The 20,102-nt window shown below is 69.4% G+C and carries 20 protein-coding genes; 11 read left to right on the top strand and 9 right to left on the bottom strand.

The window, feature by feature from the left end; translation table 11 throughout:
- The first annotated feature begins 83 nt into the window (after positions 1–83).
- The 3 genes from ON34_RS05990 to ON34_RS05980 all read left to right on the top strand — a co-directional run bounded on the left by ON34_RS05990 (position 84) and on the right by ON34_RS05980 (position 2,399).
- Entirely contained in the window at positions 84–1,178 is a 1,095-nt protein-coding gene (locus ON34_RS05990; protein WP_040775219.1) for an LLM class flavin-dependent oxidoreductase, read from the top strand.
- Positions 1,175–1,780, top strand: coding sequence for an FMN reductase (locus ON34_RS05985; protein WP_040775217.1), 606 nt, complete (start codon positions 1,175–1,177; stop codon positions 1,778–1,780). The genes ON34_RS05990 and ON34_RS05985 overlap by 4 nt, the downstream gene beginning before the upstream one ends.
- A gap of 70 nt (positions 1,781–1,850) precedes the next feature.
- Positions 1,851–2,399 (top strand): YceI family protein, encoded by a 549-nt coding sequence (locus ON34_RS05980; protein WP_040775215.1) that lies wholly within the window; start codon positions 1,851–1,853, stop codon positions 2,397–2,399.
- 46 nt (positions 2,400–2,445) lie between these two features.
- On the opposite strand, the gene ON34_RS05975 is transcribed toward ON34_RS05980, so the two are convergent.
- The 3 genes from ON34_RS05975 to ON34_RS05965 form a co-directional block, all read right to left on the bottom strand.
- Complete coding sequence (locus ON34_RS05975; protein WP_245547897.1) at positions 2,446–3,285, bottom strand: DUF72 domain-containing protein; 840 nt, start codon at positions 3,283–3,285, stop codon at positions 2,446–2,448.
- A 171-nt stretch (positions 3,286–3,456) separates the two neighbouring features.
- Complete coding sequence (glpK, locus tag ON34_RS05970; protein WP_040775210.1) at positions 3,457–4,971, bottom strand: glycerol kinase GlpK; 1,515 nt, start codon at positions 4,969–4,971, stop codon at positions 3,457–3,459.
- 45 nt (positions 4,972–5,016) lie between these two features.
- Positions 5,017–5,781 (bottom strand): IclR family transcriptional regulator, encoded by a 765-nt coding sequence (locus tag ON34_RS05965; protein ID WP_040775209.1) that lies wholly within the window; start codon positions 5,779–5,781, stop codon positions 5,017–5,019.
- Positions 5,782–6,041: 260 nt separating this feature from the next.
- On the opposite strand from ON34_RS05965, the gene ON34_RS05960 reads away from it, so the two are divergent.
- From ON34_RS05960 to ON34_RS05945, 4 genes are all read left to right on the top strand, one after another.
- Positions 6,042–6,857, top strand: coding sequence for an MIP/aquaporin family protein (locus tag ON34_RS05960; protein ID WP_040775207.1), 816 nt, complete (start codon positions 6,042–6,044; stop codon positions 6,855–6,857).
- Between the two features lie 37 nt (positions 6,858–6,894).
- Positions 6,895–8,415, top strand: coding sequence for a glycerol kinase GlpK (gene glpK / locus ON34_RS05955; RefSeq protein WP_040775205.1), 1,521 nt, complete (start codon positions 6,895–6,897; stop codon positions 8,413–8,415).
- A gap of 51 nt (positions 8,416–8,466) precedes the next feature.
- Positions 8,467–10,146 (top strand): glycerol-3-phosphate dehydrogenase, encoded by a 1,680-nt coding sequence (gene glpD, locus ON34_RS05950; protein ID WP_040775204.1) that lies wholly within the window; start codon positions 8,467–8,469, stop codon positions 10,144–10,146.
- Between the two features lie 119 nt (positions 10,147–10,265).
- The gene (locus ON34_RS05945; RefSeq protein ID WP_040775201.1) at positions 10,266–10,487 is read left to right on the top strand and encodes a hypothetical protein; all 222 of its coding nucleotides are present in this window, start codon (positions 10,266–10,268) and stop codon (positions 10,485–10,487) included.
- A 10-nt stretch (positions 10,488–10,497) separates the two neighbouring features.
- On the opposite strand, the gene ON34_RS36725 is transcribed toward ON34_RS05945, so the two are convergent.
- Positions 10,498–10,662, bottom strand: a complete 165-nt coding sequence (locus ON34_RS36725) for a hypothetical protein (RefSeq protein ID WP_169333847.1) — start codon at positions 10,660–10,662, stop codon at positions 10,498–10,500.
- Positions 10,663–10,769: 107 nt separating this feature from the next.
- Here ON34_RS36725 and ON34_RS05935 point away from each other — a divergent pair, with 107 nt between their 5' ends.
- Positions 10,770–11,444, top strand: a complete 675-nt coding sequence (locus ON34_RS05935; protein WP_040775418.1) for a class I SAM-dependent methyltransferase — start codon at positions 10,770–10,772, stop codon at positions 11,442–11,444.
- 377 nt (positions 11,445–11,821) lie between these two features.
- On the opposite strand, the gene ON34_RS05925 is transcribed toward ON34_RS05935, so the two are convergent.
- Complete coding sequence (locus ON34_RS05925) at positions 11,822–12,292, bottom strand: winged helix-turn-helix transcriptional regulator (protein WP_040775195.1); 471 nt, start codon at positions 12,290–12,292, stop codon at positions 11,822–11,824.
- A 105-nt stretch (positions 12,293–12,397) separates the two neighbouring features.
- Between ON34_RS05925 and ON34_RS05920 the strand changes: the two genes are divergently transcribed.
- Positions 12,398–13,651 (top strand): cytochrome P450, encoded by a 1,254-nt coding sequence (locus ON34_RS05920; protein ID WP_040775193.1) that lies wholly within the window; start codon positions 12,398–12,400, stop codon positions 13,649–13,651.
- A gap of 100 nt (positions 13,652–13,751) precedes the next feature.
- Here the strand turns inward: ON34_RS05920 and ON34_RS05915 are convergent, their stop codons facing one another.
- The 3 genes from ON34_RS05915 to ON34_RS05905 are packed head-to-tail and all read right to left on the bottom strand — an operon-like array spanning position 13,752 to position 16,668.
- Positions 13,752–14,405, bottom strand: coding sequence for an SDR family NAD(P)-dependent oxidoreductase (locus ON34_RS05915; RefSeq protein ID WP_040775190.1), 654 nt, complete (start codon positions 14,403–14,405; stop codon positions 13,752–13,754).
- 57 nt (positions 14,406–14,462) lie between these two features.
- On the bottom strand, positions 14,463–14,915 hold the full coding sequence (locus tag ON34_RS05910) for an SRPBCC family protein (protein ID WP_040775188.1): 453 nt from the start codon (positions 14,913–14,915) through the stop codon (positions 14,463–14,465).
- Between the two features lie 10 nt (positions 14,916–14,925).
- The gene (locus ON34_RS05905; protein ID WP_063821637.1) at positions 14,926–16,668 is read right to left on the bottom strand and encodes an FUSC family protein; all 1,743 of its coding nucleotides are present in this window, start codon (positions 16,666–16,668) and stop codon (positions 14,926–14,928) included.
- A gap of 55 nt (positions 16,669–16,723) precedes the next feature.
- Here ON34_RS05905 and ON34_RS05900 point away from each other — a divergent pair, with 55 nt between their 5' ends.
- Together ON34_RS05900 and ON34_RS05895 are read left to right on the top strand one after the other, a co-directional pair.
- Positions 16,724–18,142: an amidase gene (locus ON34_RS05900; RefSeq protein WP_051022185.1), complete on the top strand. Its 1,419-nt coding sequence runs from the start codon at positions 16,724–16,726 to the stop codon at positions 18,140–18,142.
- 79 nt (positions 18,143–18,221) lie between these two features.
- Positions 18,222–19,031: a class I SAM-dependent methyltransferase gene (locus tag ON34_RS05895; protein WP_040775185.1), complete on the top strand. Its 810-nt coding sequence runs from the start codon at positions 18,222–18,224 to the stop codon at positions 19,029–19,031.
- Between the two features lies 1 nt (position 19,032).
- Here ON34_RS05895 and ON34_RS05890 read toward each other — a convergent pair whose 3' ends face one another.
- The gene (locus ON34_RS05890; protein WP_040775183.1) at positions 19,033–20,046 is read right to left on the bottom strand and encodes a cation diffusion facilitator family transporter; all 1,014 of its coding nucleotides are present in this window, start codon (positions 20,044–20,046) and stop codon (positions 19,033–19,035) included.
- Positions 20,047–20,102 lie beyond the last annotated feature (56 nt).

The raw sequence follows: 20,102 nt of genomic DNA, 5'->3' as shown, positions 1-20,102 counted from the left end.
TGGGGAATAGCCCTGGACACGCCGCCGTTCCATTGGTTGCCATATCCACCAAATTGGGTGAGACTGAGATCGAAGGAGGCGTCGTGCAGTTCGGAATTTTCACGGTCGGCGATGTGACGGCCGACCCGACCACCGGGCGGACGCCGAGTGAGCACGAGCGCATCACGGCGATGGTGACGATCGCGCAGAAGGCCGAAGAAGTCGGTCTGGACGTGTTCGCCACCGGCGAGCACCACAACCCGCCGTTCGTGCCGTCGTCGCCGACGACGATGCTCGGTTACATCGCGGCGCGGACCGAGCGGCTTCAGCTCTCCACCGCGACGACGCTGATCACCACGAACGATCCGGTGAAGATCGCCGAGGACTTCGCCATGTTGCAGCACCTGGCCGGGGGCCGCGTCGACCTGATGCTCGGCCGCGGCAACACCGGACCGGTCTATCCCTGGTTCGGCAAGGACATTCGCGACGGCATCCCGCTGGCGATCGAGAACTACCACCTGCTGCACCGGCTCTGGCGCGAGGACGTGGTCGACTGGGAAGGCAAGTTCCGCACGCCGCTGCAATCGTTCACCTCGACGCCGCGTCCGCTGGACGGCGTGCCGCCGTTCGTCTGGCACGGCTCGATCCGCAGCCCCGAAATCGCCGAGCAGGCCGCCTACTACGGTGACGGATTCTTCGCCAACAACATCTTCTGGCCGAAAGAGCACTTCCAGCGCCTGATCTCGCTGTACCGCTCGCGTTACGAGCACTACGGGCACGGCTCGGCCGACCAAGCCATCGTCGGACTGGGCGGGCAGGTGTTCATGCGCAAGAACTCCCAGGACGCGGTGCGGGAGTTCCGGCCCTACTTCGACAACGCGCCGGTCTACGGACACGGCCCGTCGCTGGAGGAGTTCACCGAGCAGACCCCGCTCACCGTGGGCAGCCCGCAGGAAGTCATCGACAAGACGCTCACCTTCCGCGAGTCGTTCGGCGACTACCAGCGCCAGCTGTTCCTGATGGACCACGCGGGCCTTCCGCTGAAAACGGTGCTCGAGCAACTGGACCTGCTCGGCGAGGAAGTGGTGCCGGTGCTGCGCAAGGAATTCGACGCCCTGCGTCCCGCGCACGTTCCGGACGCGCCGACGCACGCCGGTCTGGTCGCCGCCCGCGACGCCGCGCAGGAGGCGACCCGATGACTCGCATCGCCGTCGTCTCCGCTGGGCTGTCCCAGCCCTCGTCGACCAGACTGCTCGCCGATCGGCTCGCCACGGCCACCGGCGAAGCCTTGGCGAACTCCAGTGCCGACGTGACGTTCGACATCGTCGAGTTGCGCGAGCACGCTCGCGATCTGGCCGACAACCTGGTGACCGGATTCGCGGCGGGGGCACTGCGCGAAGCGATCGATACCGTCGTCACCGCGGACGGACTGATCGCCGTCACGCCGATCTTCAACGCCTCCTACAGCGGCCTGTTCAAGACGTTCTTCGACGTGCTGGAACCGGATTCGCTGAGCGGGATGCCGGTGCTGCTCGGTGCGACCGGCGGCTCCGCCCGCCACTCCCTTGCCTTGGAGCACGCGTCGCGGCCGATGTTCAGCTATCTGCGTGCAGTGGTCGCGCCCACATCGGTGTACGCGGCGTCGGAAGACTGGGCATCCGCCGAGTCGGATGGATTGAGCACCCGGATCGACCGCGCCGCAACGGAATTCGCCGCACTGCTGACCAAAACGCCGCGACCGCGTTCCACCGATCCGTACGACGAGCCGTTACCGTTCGCACAGCTTCTCGGCAACCACTGAGTTTTCCGCACTACCCCAGTCCAACTCTCCGTCCGCATAGTTCAAATCTCAATCACATAAGGAGAACACCATGACACTCGAAGCGACCAAGGCACTGACCGCAGGCACCTGGGCCATCGATCCCGTCCACTCCACCCTCGGCTTCTCGGTACGCCACCTGATGGTCAGCAAGGTGCGGGGCCGGTTCACCGACTTCTCCGGCAAGCTGGTCATCGCCGAGGACGGCAGCGCCTCGGCCGAGGCCGAGATCCGGGTCGACTCGGTGACCACCGACAACGCGCAGCGCGACGCGCACCTGCGCACCGCGGACTTCTTCCAGGCCGAGCAGTTCCCGGTGGCCACCTTCAAGTCCACCGGGTTCCGGGTCGACGGCGACGACTTCGTGGTGGACGGTGACTTCACCATCCGCGGCGTCACCAAGCCGGTATCGCTGGCCGTCGAGTTCCTCGGTGTCAATCCCGGCATGGGCCAGGGGCCGGTCGCCGGCTTCGAGGCCACGACCGTGATCAATCGCCGCGATTTCGGCATCACCATCGACATGCCGCTGCCCGACGGCGGCGCGGTGATCGGCGACAAGATCACGCTCACGCTCGCGGTCGAGGTCGGCCTGCAGTCCTGAATTGGTCGGACGTTCCCGCATCACCCTGTGGGAACGTCCTTCTCGGTCAGAACAGCGTCATCGGCTCGACCGGCGCGGGCTCGGGCAGCCGGTCGAGCTCCGGCAGACGCGCACGGACCTCGTCGTGGAAACGGCGGGCCAGCTCCAGCGCGCCCGCATTGTCCGGTGTGTGCAGGAACACCGTCGGCGACCTGCCGTCGCGCAACCATTCGACGACCGTGCCGACCCACGGTTGCCAGCCCGCGACCGTCCGTTCGACGTCGTCGCGGCCGTGATAGCGCACGATCGGGTGTTCGGTCAGCGCGCGTATCCTGCGCGGCACCCGGGGCTTCTTCGCGGCCGCCTCCTGCTCCGACGCGCTGGTGGCTGGACCGTCGAAAAGCACTGTGGTGTCGAATGGTATCCATTCGGCGCCGACGCGCGACAGCACGTATTCCAGCCTGCGCGCGGCCTGCTCGTCGGTGAAGAACACGGGATGCCGGACCTCGACGGCGGGCCGGTAGCCGTGCGGTAGCAGGCGCAGGAATCCGGCGAGCGCACCGAGGTCGGTCGGACCGAACGAGCCGGGCAACTGCACCCACAGCGCGTGGACACGTTCCCCGAGCGGCGCCATCGCGTCGAGGAAGGATCGCAATTCCTCCTCGACGCCGGACAGCCTGCGCTCGTGTGTGATCGGTCTGGGCAGCTTGAGCACGATCCGGAACTCCGGATCGCACTGACTCGCCCATGATTCCACGGTGCGCCGCGACGGGGTGGCGTAGAACGTCGTGTTGCCCTCGACGGCGTTGCACCACGTGGCGTACCAGCGCAGCCGCTCTCCGGGAGGGAGCTGCCGTTCCTGCCATGCCGCGTGCGTCCACATCGCGCATCCCACATGAAGCCGCATGGCTCGACGCTAGCTGTTCCGCCTCTCCGGACTTCAGGCCGTACCAGTCGGGTGACGCGGGATTTGCGTTCAGGTCCTGCGTTGGGTGCCGCTCGGGTTCTGGGCGTACCCGGTGAGTTACCCATGTGCTCTCGAAATCAGTTGTCCCGGTCCGCCGGACTCTGTGCGCAGCTACCGAGCGCGCGGTTTCGGCCGCACCCAGCCGAAGGTCAGTTCGACCGCGCGACGCCACTTCTCGTATTCGTCCTCGCGATGCGCCGGGTCCATGCGCGGAACCCATTGGGCGGCAAGCCGCCAGTTGTTGCGTAGCCCTTCCAGATCCGGCCAATAGCCGACGGCGAGTCCGGCGGCGTACGCCGCACCCAGTGAGACGGTCTCGGCGACGAACGGACGCATGACGGGAAGGTCGAGCACGTCGGCGACGATCTGCATGAGCAGGTTGTTCGACGTCATGCCGCCGTCCACGCGCAGGGCGGCGGCCTGCAGTCCGGAGTCGGCGTTCATCGCCTCGACCACGTCGCGGGTCTGCCACGCGGTGGCCTCCAGCACGGCGCGGGCGATGTGCCCCTTGGTGATGTAGGAGGTCAGTCCGGCGATGAGGCCGCGGGCGTCGCTGCGCCAATGCGGGGCGTACAGCCCGGAGAACGCGGGCACCACATAGCAGCCGCCGTTGTCTTCGACGGTGCGCGCCAGGGTTTCGATCTCCGGCGCGCTGGTGACCAAGCCGATGTTGTCGCGCACCCACTGCACGAGCGAGCCGGTGACCGCGATCGGACCCTCCAACGCGTACACCGGTTCGGGGCCGATCTGGTATCCGATCGTGGTGAGCAAGCCGTGCTCGGAGCGCACCAGTTCCCGTCCGGTGTTCATCATGAGGAACCCGCCCGTGCCGTACGTGCACTTGGTTTCCCCACGCGCGAAACAGGTCTGGCCGAACAGCGCGGCGTGCTGGTCACCCAGCGCGGCGGCGATCGGGATGCCGGGCACCACCCTGCGGGTGACGCCGTAGGAGGCGGTGGAGCGCTGGATGTGCGGCAGCATCGCGGCGGGGATGCCGAAGAACGCCAGCAGTTCGTCGTCCCAGGTGAGGGTGCTGAGGTTCATCAGAAGGGTGCGGCTGGCGTTGGTGACATCGGTGAGGTGCAGACCGCCGTCGACCCCGCCGGTGAGGTTCCAGATCAGCCAGGTCTCCATGGTGCCGAACAGCACCTCGCCGCGCTCGGCGCGCTCGCGCAGACCCGGGACGGCGTCCAGCATCCAGCGCAGCCGCGGCGCCGCGAAGTACGTGGCCAGCGGCAGACCGCACAGCTCCCGGATCCGGTCCGCGCCAGGACGTTCCCGCAGTTCGCCGACCAACTCCTCGGTCCGCACGTCCTGCCAGACGATGGCGCGCCCGATCGGCATCCCGGTGCGGCGGTCCCACACCACGGTGGTCTCGCGCTGATTGGCGATGCCGAGCGCGGCTATCTGATCGGCGGCGACGCCGGAATCCCGCATCGCCTGCGGCACGATCCGCTCGACGTTGCGCCAGATCTCCAGCGCGTCCTGCTCGGCCCATCCGGGGCGGGGATAGTGCTGCTGGTGCGAGCGCTGCGCGACGCCGACCAAGCGGGCGCGCTGATCGAACAGGATGCAGCGGGTGGAGGTGGTGCCCTGGTCGATGGACAGCACGTAGCGTTGCGTCATCGGCGGCCGCCCCCTGCCGGGGTCCGGTCATCGGCCTGCCGGAAGTCAGTGCGGGGCACCGAGATCCCTCGAGACCGCCCGTGCGGCGTCGAGCACGTGACCGACCAGCGTCCGCCGGTGCCGCAACTGTGCGTCGCACAGTCGATCGACGCGGCCGGTGATGCCGATGGCGCCGACCACGAGTCCGCCGGGCGCGCGGATCGGCGCCGCGATACCGGCCTCGCCGGACCGGAATTCCTCGGTCTCGCCCGCCCATCCGGCCTGTCGCACCCCGGCCAGCGCCCTGGCCAGCGCGGCTCGGTCGACAAGGGTGCGGTGCGTGAGCGGGGCCAGTTCGGCTCCGCGCACCGTGGCGGCCAGATCGGTGTCGTAGGCCAGCAGGACCTTGCCCAGCGCGGTGGCGTGCGGGGGCAGGAGTTCGCCGAGCTCGAGCGCCTGTTCGGTGTTGTCCGGCCGGAACACGTGGTGGACCACCACCACCGCGCCGTCGACCGGGGCGCCGATCCGCACCGACTCTCCGGTGCGCGCCGCCAGCGCGTCGGCCCAGTTGATCGCCCGTGAGCGCAGCTCGTTGGCGTCGAGGTAGCTGGTGCCCAGATGCAGCAGCGCCGCGCCGAGCTGGTACTTGCCGGTCGCCGGGTCCTGCTCGACGAAACCGACGCCCTGTAGCGTGCGCAGAATGCCGTGCGCGGTCGGCTTGGCCAGATCGAGCGCACCCGCGATGTCGCCGATGCCGAGACGGCCGGATCCACGGGCCAGCAGCCGCAGCACGGCCGCCGCCCGCTCGATCGATTGGATCGGACCCGGCATGTCGGGAAACCTATCCGGCGAGTCGCGATTCGACAATGTCGAATCCTCGGTAATACCTGGGTTACATCATTGAAACCCAGTGTGAGCTGCGCCATACATCCTCCTAGCGGGTCGGACGGTAGTGGCGCCGCGTTCCGGCAACCAGCCGAGCCGTTCGACATTGTCGAACGGGCGCTATGTCCGACTCGGAAATCCCGCCGTAATTTCCGTTTCACGCACGGTCGCGCCCGCGACCTGCGGGGCGAAACGGAGGCTCAACGATGAACTTCGGCTCAATCTTCCTCAGCGAAGCACTCGGTACGGGAGTACTGCTGCTGCTCGGGGTCGGTGTGGTCGCGAACGTACTGCTGGCCAAGTCCAAAGGACAGGACGGCGGCTGGCTGCTGATCAACATTGGATGGGGGTTCGCGGTGCTAGCAGGCGTGTATGTCGCCTACAAGACCGGCGGCCACCTCAACCCGGCGGTCACCATAGGCATCCTGTTCAGCGGCGCCGACGAGTACGCCTCCGGTATAGCCATCTCGGGCGCCACCACGCTCGCCTATCTGAGCGGTCAGCTGGTCGGCGCGTTCCTCGGCGCGACCGCTGCCTACCTGGCCTACAAGCGCCACTTCGACGAGGAGACCGACGAGGAGAAGAAGCTCGCGGTGTTCGCCACCGGCCCCGCGATCCGCGCCTTCCGCTGGAACTTCGCCACCGAGGTGATCGGCACGTTCACCCTGGTCCTGGTGATCCTCGCGTTCGGGCACACCCCCAGCGGGCTCGGCCCGGTCGCGGCGGCGTTCCTCGTCGTCGGCATCGGCGCCTCGCTCGGCGGCCCGACCGGATACGCCATCAACCCGGCTCGCGACCTCGGTCCGCGCATCGCGCACGCACTGCTGCCGGTCAGCAAGCCCGTGCCCGCCGAGGCACAGCGGGTGCCGGTCACCGTGGGCGGCGGCGCGTCGCTGGAATCTCCGGAAGTCGACGCCGAACCGAGCCGCAAGAAGTCCGACTGGGGTTATGCCTGGGTGCCGGTGCTCGGCCCGCTGGTCGGCGGCGCGCTCGCCGGTCTCGCGTCCCAGTTCCTGTTCTGAATCCCTTTTCCGACAGCAGTTTCTCGAAAGGACCGCGATGACCAAGTTCGTCGGCGCCATCGACCAAGGCACCACGAGCACCCGCTTCATGGTGTTCGACCACAGCGGCAACGAGGTTGCCCGCCACCAGCTCGAGCACGAGCAGATTCTGCCGCGCCCGGGGTGGGTGGAGCACAACCCGACCGAGATCTGGGAGCGCACCCGCGCGGTCATCCAGAGCACGCTCACCAAGGCCGACCTGGTCGCGAGCGACTTGGCCGCGGTCGGCGTCACCAACCAGCGCGAGACCACGGTGGTGTGGAACCGCAAGACCGGGCGGCCGTACTGCAACGCCATCGTGTGGCAGGACACCCGCACCGATCGCATCGCCTCCGACCTGGAGAAGGCCGGACACGGCGACACCATCCGGCGCAAGGCGGGCTTGCCGCCCGCCACCTACTTCTCCGGCGGGAAGCTGCGCTGGATCCTGGACAACGTCCCGGGAGTCGCCGAGGACGCCGAGCGCGGCGACGCGCTCTTCGGCACCACCGACACCTGGTTGCTGTGGCAGCTCACCGGCGGCGTGGACGGCGGGGTGCACGTCACCGATCCGACCAATGCCAGCCGCACCATGCTGATGAGCCTGGAGACGCTGGACTGGGACGACGAGCTGCTGTCGATCTTCGGCATCCCGCGCGCGATGCTGCCCGCCATCGCGCCCTCGTCCAACCCGGAGTTGTTCGGCACCACCCGCGCCGACGGTCCGTTCGGCGGCGCGGTCCCGCTGTCCGGCGTGCTGGGCGACCAGCAGGCGGCCACGGTGGGGCAGGTCTGCTTCCGTCCCGGCGAGGCCAAGAACACCTACGGCACCGGCAACTTCCTGCTGCTCAACACCGGAACCGAGATCGTGCGGTCGCAGCACGGACTGCTCACCACGGTCGCCTACCAGCTGGGCTCGGACAAGCCGGTGTACGCGCTGGAGGGCTCGATCGCGGTGACCGGCTCGGCGGTGCAGTGGCTGCGCGATCAGCTGGGCATCATCTCCGGTGCGGCACAGAGCGAATCGCTGGCCCGGCAGGCCGAGGACAACGGCGGGGTGTATTTCGTCCCGGCGTTCTCGGGATTGTTCGCGCCGTACTGGCGCTCGGACGCGCGCGGCGCCATCGTCGGCCTCTCCCGCTACAGCACCAATGCCCATCTCGCGCGGGCCACGCTGGAATCGATCTGCTACCAGACCCGCGACGTGGTCGAGGCCATGCAGGCCGACTCCGGTGTGCAGCTGGACGTGCTGCGCGTGGACGGCGGCGTCACCGCCAACGAGCTGTGCATGCAGTTGCAGGCCGACTTCCTCGGCGTGCCGGTGTCGCGTCCGGTGGTCGCCGAGACCACCGCGCTCGGCGCCGCCTACGCCGCGGGGCTGGCCGTCGGCTTCTGGAGCGACACCGACGAGCTCGAACAGAACTGGAACGAGGCCAAACGCTGGAGTCCGACCTGGTCGCAGGAGCAGCGCGAGCGCGGTTACGCGCGCTGGAAGAAGGCCGTCGCCCGCACCCTCGATTGGATCGACGTCGACGAATGAGGGGCGACGTCGGCCTATCCGAATAACACCGAAACAAGGAGAGATACCGCTGTGTCCGCACGATTGGACTCCCAGTACCGCGCCCGCGCGGTGAACTCACTCGGCGACACCGAGATCGATGTGCTCGTCATCGGCGGCGGCGTGGTCGGTGCGGGCGCCGCCCTCGACGCCGCCTCCCGCGGCCTGACCGTGACCCTGGTGGAGGCCAGGGACTTCGCGGCGGGCACCTCGAGCCGCTCCAGCAAGCTCATCCACGGTGGCTTGCGCTATCTGGAGCAGCTCGACTTCTGGCTGGTGCGCGAGGCGTTGAAGGAGCGCAGCCTGCTGCTGCACCGCCTCGCGCCGCACCTGGTGCGGCCCGTGTCGTTCCTGCTGCCGTTGCGGCATCGGGTGTGGGAACGCGCCTACATCGGAGCCGGTGTCGCGTTGTACGACACCATCGGCGGCGCCCGCGCTCTGCCGATGCACCGGCACCTGTCCCGCACGCGGGCGCTGGAACTGGCGCCCGCCTTGCGGGCGGACGCGCTGACCGGCGCCATCCGGTACTTCGACGCGCAGGTCGACGACGCCCGCCACACCATGATGATCGCCCGCACCGCGGCCCAGCACGGCGCGACCGTGCTCACCCGCACCAAGGTGACCGGGCTGCTGCGCGACGGCGAACGCGTGGTCGGCGCGGAGGTCACCGATCTGGAGACCGGACAGGTGCACACCGTGCGCGCGCGCCGGGTGATCAGCGCGACCGGCGTGTGGACCGACGAGATGAACCGGATGACCGGGGTCGATTTCCCGTTCCACGTCCGCATGTCCAAAGGCGTGCACATCCTGGTGCCGCGCCACCGCCTGAACCTGGACACGGGTTTGATCATGCGCACCGAGAAGAGCGTGCTGTTCGTCATCCCGTGGCACGCGCACTGGATCATCGGCACCACCGACACGGATTGGTCGCTGGACAAGGACCACCCGGCCGCCAGCAACGCCGACGTGCAGTACCTGCTCGACCACGTCAACCGGGTGCTGCGCGACCCGCTGACCCGCGAGGACATCGTCGGCACCTATGCGGGGCTGCGCCCGCTGCTGTCGGGTGCGTCGGCCGACACCGCGACGCTCTCCAGGGAGCACGCGGTCGCCGAACCGGCCCCCGGGTTGTTCGTGATCGCGGGCGGCAAGTACACCACCTACCGCGTGATGGCCGCCGACGTCGTCGACGCGGCGGTGGCGGGGCTGGGCCGGGCGGTCGCCCCGTCGGTGACCGAGCACCTGCCGATCCTCGGCGCGGTGGGTTACCAGGAACTCGCCGCCGACCTGGACAGCCTCGCCCAGCGGGTGGGCCTGCCGAGGGTGACGGTCGAGCGTCTGCTGGGCCGGTACGGTTCGGCGATCACCGACCTGTTCGAGGTGATCGAACGCGAGCCCGAACTCGGCAAGCCGTTGGCCGGTGCACCGGACTACCTCGGCGCCGAGGCGGTGTACGCGGTGACGCACGAGGGCGCGCTGCACCTGGACGACGTGCTGACCCGCCGGACCCGGATCTCCATCGAGGCGTCCGACCGAGGATTGGCCGCGGGCCCGGAAGTCGCCTGGCTGATCGGCGGCCATCTGGGCTGGGACGCCGCCACCACCGAGCGCGAGATCGCCCGCTACCGCGAGCGGGTGCATGCCGAACTGGCCGCCAACCAGGCGGCCGACGACGAATCCGCCAACGCGGCCCGGCTGGTCGCCGTCGCCTGAGCCCGTGCGTGGCACGGTTCCTGCCGGACCGTGCCACGCCGTACTCAGCCGGTCCATGCCGCGTGCCGCGCGAAGTCGAGTGATTGCCTCATCCGGAAAGGTTCAGGAGGCGATAGGCCATGACCGCCGAGGGATGGTTCCCTCCCGTAGGTGATGTGCACCTACGGATCTGGCTGGCCGACGTGGCGTTCGACTACACGGCGGCCGCGGCGGCGGTATCCAATTTGATCCAGGATTGGATGCGCAATCGCTGGTGCACGATCGAACTGCTCCGCAGCACCATCGAGGACTGTCGGCTGCTGCCGCGCCTGCCGTGCGAACGATTGTTCCTCGGGCCGTGACGGGCCGTGGTCACCGGTCCATGCCGCTGTGCCCGCGCGGGGTCGACTCGTCGGTCTCCAGCTCTTCGTCGGCGGGATGCTCGTCGGCGTGTGTGGGCTTGGTGTGCTCGTCGGCGAAATCCGCGTCCTGCCGCATCGACTCCGCCGTGGTGGGATCGATATTCGGTGTGCTCATACCGGGCGCGTACCCGGTCGCGCGCTGCCGACGCAGAATCACCGGCCGCGGGCGGCGGCCATATCCGATCTTGACCTCGAGCGCGGTTGAGGATGGAGCATGGAGACATGACTCGTCCAGCTGATTTCTGGAACTCCGTCTACGACAACGACACCGCCCCGTGGGTGATCGGCGAGCCGCAGCCCGCGATCGTCGAACTCGAACGCGAGGGGTGGATCACCGGACGTGTGCTCGATCCCGGCTCCGGCGCGGGTGAGCACACGATCCTGCTGACAAAACTCGGATACGACGTGCGCGGGATCGACATGTCACCCAGCGCGGTGGAATATGCCCGCGCGAATGCCGCCGCCCAGGGCGTGCCGACCGCCGCGTTCGAGGTGGCCGACGCCCTCGCGCTCGGCGACCGGCCCGATTTCGCCGGTGACCCGCCCGGCTCCGCGCCCGCGTTCGACACCATCGTCGACAGCGCGCTGTTCCATGTCTTCGGGACCGAGGACGCGGAGCGCGCCGCGTACGTCCGCAGCCTGCACGCGGTCTGCAAGCCGGGCGGCACTCTCCATGTCCTCGCGCTCTCGGATGTGGAACCCGGGTTCGGCCCCCGGATCAGTGACACGCTGATCCGGGAGTCCTTCCGCGACGGCTGGACGGTGGAGGACCTGCGTCCCACTCACTACCGGGGACGGGTCACCGACGCGGTGGGGCACGACGCCGAAGGCCTGGAGGTCTCCGCATCCGGCAAAGTCGACCTCGCCGCGTGGCTGGCCAGAATCCGCCGCAAGTAGCGCTCCGGCTTCCTGGCGACACGCTGATCGGAGATACGCCGATCCGCCCTCGTCCGTCGCCACCGGGGCCACGGCGTCGCACACCGTGTCCAGCCTGGTCAGCGGATGGGCATGCGGAGCGCCGCGCACCGACCACACACTCACCAGCGGACCGTCCGGCCGGACCGCCTCGGCGACGGGCGTACCGCCGATCACCGCGGTGCGCTGGATCAGCGACTGCTCCGGTTCACCGCCACGTCCACCTTGCACACCGAGCAGAAGGAGGTCATCGAGCGCGCCGGAACCCTCCGCGCCGCTCAAACCTTGCCCGTCAGCGGAATCCGAGCCAACGAGCCCGGTCGACGGCGATCGGTTGCGCCATGGGCACACTCTATTGGCTAACCGGCCTGTTCGGCGCCCGGCGGCAGGTGGAAGCCCGGCCCCGCCTTGGGTTCGACCTCGCGCGGGTCGAGCGGCTCGCGGCAGTGGTCGCACACCAGCAGGGGTGCGGTCTCGTGACCGCAACGGCGATGTTCGAGGACGATCGGCGGGCCTTCCGCCCCGACCAGGTGCTTGTCGCCCCAGACCATCATCGAGATGACGATCGGATACAGCTCCCGGCCCGCGGCGGTGAGGTGGTAGTCGACGCGGCCGCCGCCGTGGTCGGTGCGGGTGAGGATGCCCGCGTCGATCAGCATGCGCAGGCGGCTGGTGAGCAGATTGCGGTTGGTGATGCCGATGTTGCGGGCGAAATCGCTGAAGCGGTGCACCCCGAAGAACGCCTCGGCGATCAGCAGGATGGTCCACCGGTCGCCGAGCAGTTCGACGACGCGGGTGACCGAATCGTCGACCGGGCGCCGGAGTGTCATGGCGACATTTTCGCATCCCGCGCCGGTATTGCATTCCTACCGCTGGTATCGGAATAATACCGACAAGCCCGGCGCCGACCCCGGGCCGGACAGCTGGGAGTGTCGATGACGACCACGAACCACCCGACCGATGACTACGTGCGACTGCTCGACCCGGCGGTGCGGCCGGACCCGTACCCCCTGTTCGCCCGGCTGCGCGAGTCCGGTCCGTTCCGGATCGGCACCGCACCCGTGGTCGTGCTGACCCGCTACGACGACTGCGCCGCCGTGCTGCGCGATCCGCGGGCCAGCGTCGACCGGTCCCTCGCGCGGCTGCAACTCGGTTCCATGCCGATCTACGACGGAACCCACGAAGACGGTGCCGCACAGGCGAAACCGTCGTTCCTGTTCCTCGATCCACCCGACCACACCCGGCTGCGCCGCCTGGTGTCGAAGGCGTTCACCCCGCGCGTCGTGCGGCGACTGGAGCCGCGAATCACCGAGATCGTGGACGACCTGCTCGACCAGCGCGCCCTCGCGGGAACTTTCGACGCGGTCGAGCACTTGGCCTATCCGCTTCCTGTGACGGTGATCTGTGAACTGCTCGGCGTGCCGTTGGAAGACGAAGCGCGACTGAGCGACTGGTCCGCGCTGCTGTCGCGCACCCTCGACCCGACCTCGCGCGCGGCTCCGCAATTCCGCGCCGACAAGGCCGAAATCCAGCGCGCGGGCACCGAATTGCACGCCTACTTCGAAGAACTCATCGAGCGCCGCCGCCACACGCCGGGCCCGGACCTGCTGTCCGAACTCATCGCGGCCGAGGACGCCGGTGACGCGCTCACCCACGCGGAACTGATCTCGACCTGCGCGCTGCTGCTGGTCGCGGGACATGAGACCACGGTGAACCTCATCGCCAACGCGACTCTCGCGTTGCTGCGCAGGCCGCACGAGCTCGCCGCACTACGCGCGGACCCGGACCGAGCGCCCGGCGTGGTCGAGGAAACGCTGCGCTTCGACCCACCGGTTCAACTGATTCCGCGCGTCGCCGCCGACGATCTGACCATCGGCGGCATGGACATCCAGCGCGGCGATCTGGTGGTGCTGCTGATCGCCGCCGCACACCGCGATCCCGCGACGTTCGCCGACCCCGACCGCTTCGACCCGGAACGCGACAACCGCCACTTGGCCTTCGGGCTCGGAGCCCACTTCTGCGTCGGCGCGCCGCTGGCCCGCTTGGAGGCGCGGGTTGCGCTGACCCGGTTCGCCCAGCGCGTCGAATCCCCATCACTACCCGTGGACCCTCCGCGTTACCGGGAGCACGTCAATCTGCGTGGACCCGCGCAGTTGCCGATCGAATTCGCGGCCATCCGCCCCCGCTGACGCGCAAGCTCAACCGAGACCGGCCTCGATTCGGTTCGCTCAGCGAATCGACTTCGGTCACTACGATGCCGGAGCAGTGCATGAGCCGGGCAGACGGAATTCAGCCGTCGTAGGAGACGTGCGGCGTCCATGCGTCGGCGGGCCTGGTGGCCGCCGCGTGCAGGGCCGCGGCCACGCGATCCCGGGTGAACGCGCCCTCGCCGAGCACACCGTTGACCTGCACCGCGACGGCGCGGATGCCCGCGGGGGCCAAAGTGGTGTCCAGGCTGGTCACCAGGTTGCGCACGGCCGCCTTCTGGACGCCGAGCGAGGCGGCCTGATGCCACGGCTTGTCCGCGGCGGCACTCCCCGTGACGAGCACGCGGCCTCCCTCGGACAGGAAGGGACGCGCGGCGTGGACGGCGGGCAGCAGCGCCGCGGCGCCGACGGTGAAGTCCGCGATCAGTTCGGGAACCGACAGTTGCAGCGGGTCGGCCTGACGGAAGACGCTCGGGTTGAAGTGCAGCACGTCGATGCGGCCGTGGCGCTCACCCGCCTCGGTGACGACGCGCGCCACGTCGGCGGGATCGGTCAGGTCCACCCCGACGCCCTCGGCGTCGAATCCCTGCCCGCGCAACTGCTCCGCCAGCGGTTCGGCCTCCTGCGGAAAGCGACAGGCCAGCACCGTGGCGAACCCGTCATCGGCGAACAAGCGGGCGACCGACAGCCCGATGCCGGGACCGGCGCCGAGCACGAGGAACACAGGAGCAGTCATGGTTGTCGAGCCTAGGTCCGCCGCCGCGATCGCGTCGAATAGCGCTGTGCCAGGAGGTTATTCGACGACGGCCTTGATGCGCTCGAGCGTCTCGCGCATGCCCTCGACGTTCGTCTTGCCGCGCGTCCATCCGGCCACCAGCCAGTACAGCCGCAGCACCGGGTTGTCGTGCAGCTGGAACGACTCGGTCACGTCGGTGCCGCCGTCCACCGGCTCGAGCACGTAGCGCCACGTGTTGACCGGCATGCCGCCCGGACCGAGCACGGTGAACGCGAATTCCCGGCCGGGCTCGCAGGCGACGATCCGGCACACCGTCCAATACTTCAGTCCCCAGCCATTCCGGTTGACGTGCCCACGGAACTTCACACCCACCGCCGGGCCGGTGGCGCCACCGAGCCACTCCGCCGCGAACGTCTCGGGACTGAACCGCCCGGTGTTCTCGATATCGCTGATCAGTGCCCAGATCTTGTCGGCAGGGGCGGACATCCGGACGGTCACGCTGTCGTGCATGCGTCCAACCCTAATGGGCGCTGTCGGACGGAGGTCCGTCCCCAGCACGCGCACGGCCGGAACGAAGGCGCAGATGCCGCCTAGCAGGCAGTCGGCTCGGCGCCGACGGACCCGGGAGCGCCGATTCCAGGCGGGCCGTCCAGCCGTCCACGTCGGAAAGCCGCTGGCCCGGCTGCAGCACCCAGCAGGCGGCGAGCAGGTCATGACCGAAATGCGCGAGAGCGGCGTGCTCCGGCCAGTGTTCGCGGGTCCACTCGGGGTCATCGGTCGCCGAGTCGATACCGCTGCGGACCACACCGACCAACTCGAATTGCAACCGCTGGACCAGCACCCATGCGCCGAGGTCCATCGGCTTGCGGCGCAGCCTGTCGAGCAGGGCGCGGGCGTCGGCGACCGCGCGGCGTTCCATCCAGTGGAAGGTGCGCCGATGCCCGTGCGGCGCGACGCAGTACAGCGCGAACACGGCCACCGCGACACCGAGCACGGTCTCCACCAGCCGATCCCGGATGACCGGCCCGATCGGTCCGTCGGTGGTGGCGACGCCGCCCGCGATCAGCGCGACCGGGGTGATGAACACGGCGGCAAGCGCGTAGTTGCGCGGCACGAACAGCTCGATGCAGAACTGCAGCAGGGCGATGAGGGCGACCAGCGCATAGCCGGTCGGCCCGAGCTGGTAGACGAGCGCGAACAGACCGAGGCCGACGACAGTGCCGACGAAACGATGGATGGCCCGCACCTGGCCGTGCACCCGATCGGGCCCGCTCTGCAACACGATCAGCGCGCTGAGCACCGCCCAGTGCGGCCGCTCCAGACCCAGCCACGCGCTGAGCGCACCCGCGCCGAGGCAGCCCGCCGCGACACGCATCGCGCTGATCGCCGCATGCGAGGAGAACGACAACGAACGCCGCAACCGGAAGCCCACGCTCGGACGGGCGAACGACACCAACGGATCGACGAGCAGATCGTCGGTGTCGTCGGCGGGAGCGAAACCCGCGAGCGTGCGCCGTGCGCGCTGCAGGGTGGCCAGCAGCGTCGCTTCCCCGGGGTCACTCGGCAGGCCACCGTCGTAGACCGCGGCCCATGCGTCGGCCATCGCGGCGCCAGCCCGATGACGAAGATCGATGGCGGAATCGCCCGTCTCCCGGGCCGCCGCATACGCGTCCACCGCGCGCACGGCCGCCTCGACCGCCATGCGTTCCGGTTTGCGGTGATCACGCAGCATTCCGGCCATCGAAACGAGGATCGAAGCGAGCACACCGGATGCCGTGCACAGCAGCAGCGTCACCAGCGACGCGCCGGATTCCACGGCTTTCATCGCGCCCGCGCAGACCAGCGCGAAGAACAGCGCGCCCGGCGGACCCAGCCGCAGCGCGTCGATCACGAAGACGGCGAGCACCGCGACCGCCGACACCACGACCACCATGACCAGCGAAGCGCCCAACCCGGTGGCGAGCAGGCCGCCGACCAGCCCGCCCAGGCCACACGCGGCAAGCAGCGCCAGACCGGCCGCCAGCACCACCCGGCCGCGCACGCGGAACGGCCGTCCCTCGCCGTAGAGCACGGCGAAGGCGCCGAAGGTGACGAACAGCCCCGCATCCGGATTCCCGAGAGCGGTGACGAGCGAGGCGGGCACGGCGAATGCCACGGCGGCGCGCAGCGCCGGGCTCCACCGTCTGCCCGCGGGCGGCAGGGCGAACAGCTGTGTGCCGACCCGGCGCTTCGGCGGCACCGGCTCCGGATGTGTCGCGGGCACCTGCTGTCCTTTCTCATCTGGACGGACTGCCTGGTGCACACACTAGATTCGGGACATGACCGCCGACGCTCATATGCCGCTACCCACGCGCGTCCACGCCTTCGGCGACGACGCGCTCGGCGATCACGACGCGGTGGCCCTCGCCGCGCTGGTGCGCGAGGGAGCGGTCTCGCCGCGCGAACTGGCCGACGCCGCGGTGGCGCGCGCCCACCGGGTCGAGCAGTTGGCCGCCGTCGCCTATCCGAGTTACGCGAAACCGCTGATCCCCGCCGAGCCGACCGGCGCCTTCTACGGCGTGCCCACGTTCGTCAAGGACAACACCGACGTCGCGGGCATGCCGACCAATCAGGGCACCGCGGCCTTCCGCGCCACACCCGCCCGCGCGCACAGCGGCTACACCCGGCAGTTCCTCAGCACGGGCCTGACCGTCCTGGGCAAGAGCGCCATGCCCGAGTTCGGTTTCAACGCCAGCAACGAGCCGCCGCACGCGCCGCCCACGCGCAATCCTTGGCACACCGGGTTTTCGGTGGGCGGGTCGTCCGGCGGGGCGGCCGCACTGGTGGCGGCCGGGGTCGTTCCGATCGCGCACGGCAACGACGGCGGCGGGTCGATCCGCATTCCGGCCGCCTGCGCCGGATTGGTCGGTTTGAAGCCGAGCCGCGGACGACACGTCGTGTCCGGGCTGGCCCGCACGCTGCCGATTGACATCGTCAGCGAGGGCGTGCTGACCAGAACGGTGCGCGACACGGCGGCATACGCGGCGGCGGCCGAACGCTATTGGCGCAACCCCGCGCTGCCGCCGATCGGCCGCGTCGAAGGGCCCGCGACCCGGCGGATGCGGATCGCGCTCGTGCTCGACAACGTCGCGGGGCCGCTTGCGGCCGGTCCGACCCGGGATGCCGTCGAAAAGGTGGCCCGCACCCTCGAATCCAGCGGTCATTCGGTCGAGCCGGTGCGGCTGCCGTTCGACGTGGCGATCGAGGACGCCTTCCTGCACTACTGGGGGCTGCTGGCGGCGGCGATCACCACGACGGGCAAGCTGCTCGATCGGCGTTTCGACGCGCGACGCGTGGACGACCTCACCATCGGCCTGCGCAGGTTCTTCCTGCGCCGGGCTGTGCACGCACCGCTGACGTTCTACCGCCTCCGCGCGGCGGCCCCCATGTACGAACGCGCGCTGGCACCCTACGATGCGGTGCTGCTCCCAGCGCTCGGCCACACCACTCCGGAACTCGGGTATCTCAGCCCGACCGTGCCGTTCGACGAACTGATCGACCGGCTGCGCGCCTACGTCTGCTTCACCCCCATCAACAACATCACCGGGACACCCGCCATCACGGTTCCGGGCGGCCGCACCACCGCCGGGCTCCCCATCGGCGTGCAGTTCGCCGCCACCCGCGGCAACGAACGCACCCTGCTGGAACTGGCCTATCTGGTCGAGTCCGAGCAGCCGTTCCCTCGTCTGTATCGCTGACCAGAGCGAATTAGGGTAGGCTTATTGCATCTGGTTTTCATTTGCCATAGACGGCCCGACGGTCGGAGAGGACGACGCCATGGGTACCGAGGTGGAACTGGCGGGCGTCCCGGAGACCATGCTGTGGACGCTCTACAACCGAGCGTCGGAAGCGAAGCGATCGGACGGCATCCTGCGCGACCCGGACTGCGTCCGGATCTTCGACGCGCTCGACTACGACTACCAGCGGGCGTTCGGCGCTCCCGACGGCACGCACGCGGTGCGGTCGCTGCGCTTCGACCGGGCGCTGCGGCCCTGGCTGGCGGCGCACCCCGGCGGGACCGTCGTCGAACTCGCCTCCGGGCTGGAGACCCAGTTCCAGCGGTGCGACAACGGACAGGTGCGCTGGCTGTGCGTGGACGTCCCCGAAGGCATCGCGCTGCGCGAGCGGTTCCTGCCGCCGAGCGCGCGCTGTCGCCACCTGCCGATCAGCGCACTCGATCCCGCCTGGTTGGACGAGGTGGACACCGGCCGCGGCGTGTTCGTCACGGCGCAGGGGCTGTTCATGTACTTCGAGCCCGACGACGTGCGGCGCCTGTGCGCCACGATCTTCGACCGCCTGCCCGGCGTGGAGTTGATGTTCGACATCATCCCGCCGTGGTTCTCCCGTAAGACCCTGCGGGGGTACGGCAAGACATCGCACTACACCGCGCCCCCGATGCCGTGGGGCGTCAAACGCAGCCGGGTGGCCCGGCTGCTGCACGAGTGGAGCCCGCGGGTGGCCGAGGTGACCGTATCGTCCTTCGGGCCTTCCCGCGGGCCGCTCGCGGCGAGTCTGCCGCTGTTCGAACGTCTTCCGGTGCTGCGCGACATTCCGCCCGCCATAGTCCACGCGCGTGGCGTGCGGTAGATCAGGATGCGCTGATTCCCGCCGCGGATGACGGGCGGTCGCGGTGCACCGGACCGTGGGCATCGTCGCAGTGGCCGTCGAGCACCGGAAGAAGGCGCTGCGCTGCCGGGGCCGCCGAGGAGGTGACGCCGTGGCTGTGGTCGACCTGCAGCGTGGTGTGGGTGATGCCGTAGTCGTGGTCGAGCAGCCGCTCGATCCGCTGACGCAACCCGTGGCAGTCGGCGCCGGGGCGGACCAGCACGTGCGCCGACAGCGCGATGTCGCCGGAGGTGATCTGCCAGACGTGCAGGTCGTGCACCTCGTCGACGCCCGCGATGTCGACGAGCCTGCGCCCCAGCAGGTCCGGATCGACGCCCGCGGGCGCCGCCTCCAGGAAGATCCGGCTGGATTCGCGCACCAGCCCGAGCCCCGCTTTGACCATCAGGGCGACCACGACCAGCGTGGCGATGGCGTCGGCCCTGGCGAATCCGGTGGTCAGCACGACCAAGCCGGCCACCGCGGTGGCGATGAATCCGTAGAGGTCGTTGAGCACGTGCTGGAAGGCGCCCTCGACGTTGAGACTGGACCGGTTGGCCTTGCTGATCGCCCAGGTGGCCGCGACATTGACCGCGACGCCCGCCAACGCGGTCGCCAGCACGAGCCCGCCGGTCACCTCCGGCGGCTCCAGCAGCCGCCGCACCGCCTCGTAGCTGAGCCAGCCCGCCAGCACGAGCAGCGTGACACCATTGGCCTGTGCCGACAGGATCTCGGCGCGCTTGTAGCCGTAGGTGTACTTGCCGTTCGCAGGACGGGCCGCGAGCCGGATCGCGGCGAGCGCGAGCACGATGGCCGCGGCGTCGGTGAGCATGTGCGCCGCGTCGGACAGCAGCGCCAAGGAGTTCGCCAGCACACCGATCACGACCTCGACCGCCATGAATCCGGCGATCAGGGCGAGCGCGACGGTCAGCCATCTGCGGTCCGCGTCACGGGACACCCCGTGTCCGTGCGCATGGCCATGCCCGTGCTCGTGTTCCATTGACTCAGCCCCTTCCCGTCACCGAAATGTATGCGCATATCTGCATCAGTTCGGTC

Source organism: Nocardia pneumoniae NBRC 100136 (assembly GCF_000308755.1).
Classification (GTDB): Bacteria; Actinomycetota; Actinomycetes; order Mycobacteriales; family Mycobacteriaceae; genus Nocardia; species Nocardia pneumoniae.
The sequence above is the reverse complement of the archived record's forward strand: the minus strand, read 5'-3'. Positions and strand labels throughout refer to the sequence as shown.

Bases quoted from the DNA above. Each gene is read 5' to 3' on its own strand.
- ON34_RS05985 (WP_040775217.1), top strand. From the start codon at position 1,175: ATGACTCGCATCGCCGTCGTCTCCGCTGGGCTGTCCCAGCCCTCGTCG.
- ON34_RS05980 (WP_040775215.1), top strand. From the start codon at position 1,851: ATGACACTCGAAGCGACCAAGGCACTGACCGCAGGCACCTGGGCCATC.
- ON34_RS05975 (WP_245547897.1), bottom strand. From the start codon at position 3,285: ATGCGGCTTCATGTGGGATGCGCGATGTGGACGCACGCGGCATGGCAG.
- glpK (WP_040775210.1), bottom strand. From the start codon at position 4,971: ATGACGCAACGCTACGTGCTGTCCATCGACCAGGGCACCACCTCCACC.
- ON34_RS05965 (WP_040775209.1), bottom strand. From the start codon at position 5,781: ATGCCGGGTCCGATCCAATCGATCGAGCGGGCGGCGGCCGTGCTGCGG.
- ON34_RS05960 (WP_040775207.1), top strand. From the start codon at position 6,042: ATGAACTTCGGCTCAATCTTCCTCAGCGAAGCACTCGGTACGGGAGTA.
- glpK (WP_040775205.1), top strand. From the start codon at position 6,895: ATGACCAAGTTCGTCGGCGCCATCGACCAAGGCACCACGAGCACCCGC.
- ON34_RS05945 (WP_040775201.1), top strand. From the start codon at position 10,266: ATGACCGCCGAGGGATGGTTCCCTCCCGTAGGTGATGTGCACCTACGG.
- ON34_RS36725 (WP_169333847.1), bottom strand. From the start codon at position 10,662: ATGAGCACACCGAATATCGATCCCACCACGGCGGAGTCGATGCGGCAG.
- ON34_RS05935 (WP_040775418.1), top strand. From the start codon at position 10,770: ATGACTCGTCCAGCTGATTTCTGGAACTCCGTCTACGACAACGACACC.
- ON34_RS05925 (WP_040775195.1), bottom strand. From the start codon at position 12,292: ATGACACTCCGGCGCCCGGTCGACGATTCGGTCACCCGCGTCGTCGAA.
- ON34_RS05920 (WP_040775193.1), top strand. From the start codon at position 12,398: ATGACGACCACGAACCACCCGACCGATGACTACGTGCGACTGCTCGAC.
- ON34_RS05915 (WP_040775190.1), bottom strand. From the start codon at position 14,405: ATGACTGCTCCTGTGTTCCTCGTGCTCGGCGCCGGTCCCGGCATCGGG.
- ON34_RS05910 (WP_040775188.1), bottom strand. From the start codon at position 14,915: ATGCACGACAGCGTGACCGTCCGGATGTCCGCCCCTGCCGACAAGATC.
- ON34_RS05900 (WP_051022185.1), top strand. From the start codon at position 16,724: ATGACCGCCGACGCTCATATGCCGCTACCCACGCGCGTCCACGCCTTC.
- ON34_RS05895 (WP_040775185.1), top strand. From the start codon at position 18,222: ATGGGTACCGAGGTGGAACTGGCGGGCGTCCCGGAGACCATGCTGTGG.
- ON34_RS05890 (WP_040775183.1), bottom strand. From the start codon at position 20,046: ATGGAACACGAGCACGGGCATGGCCATGCGCACGGACACGGGGTGTCC.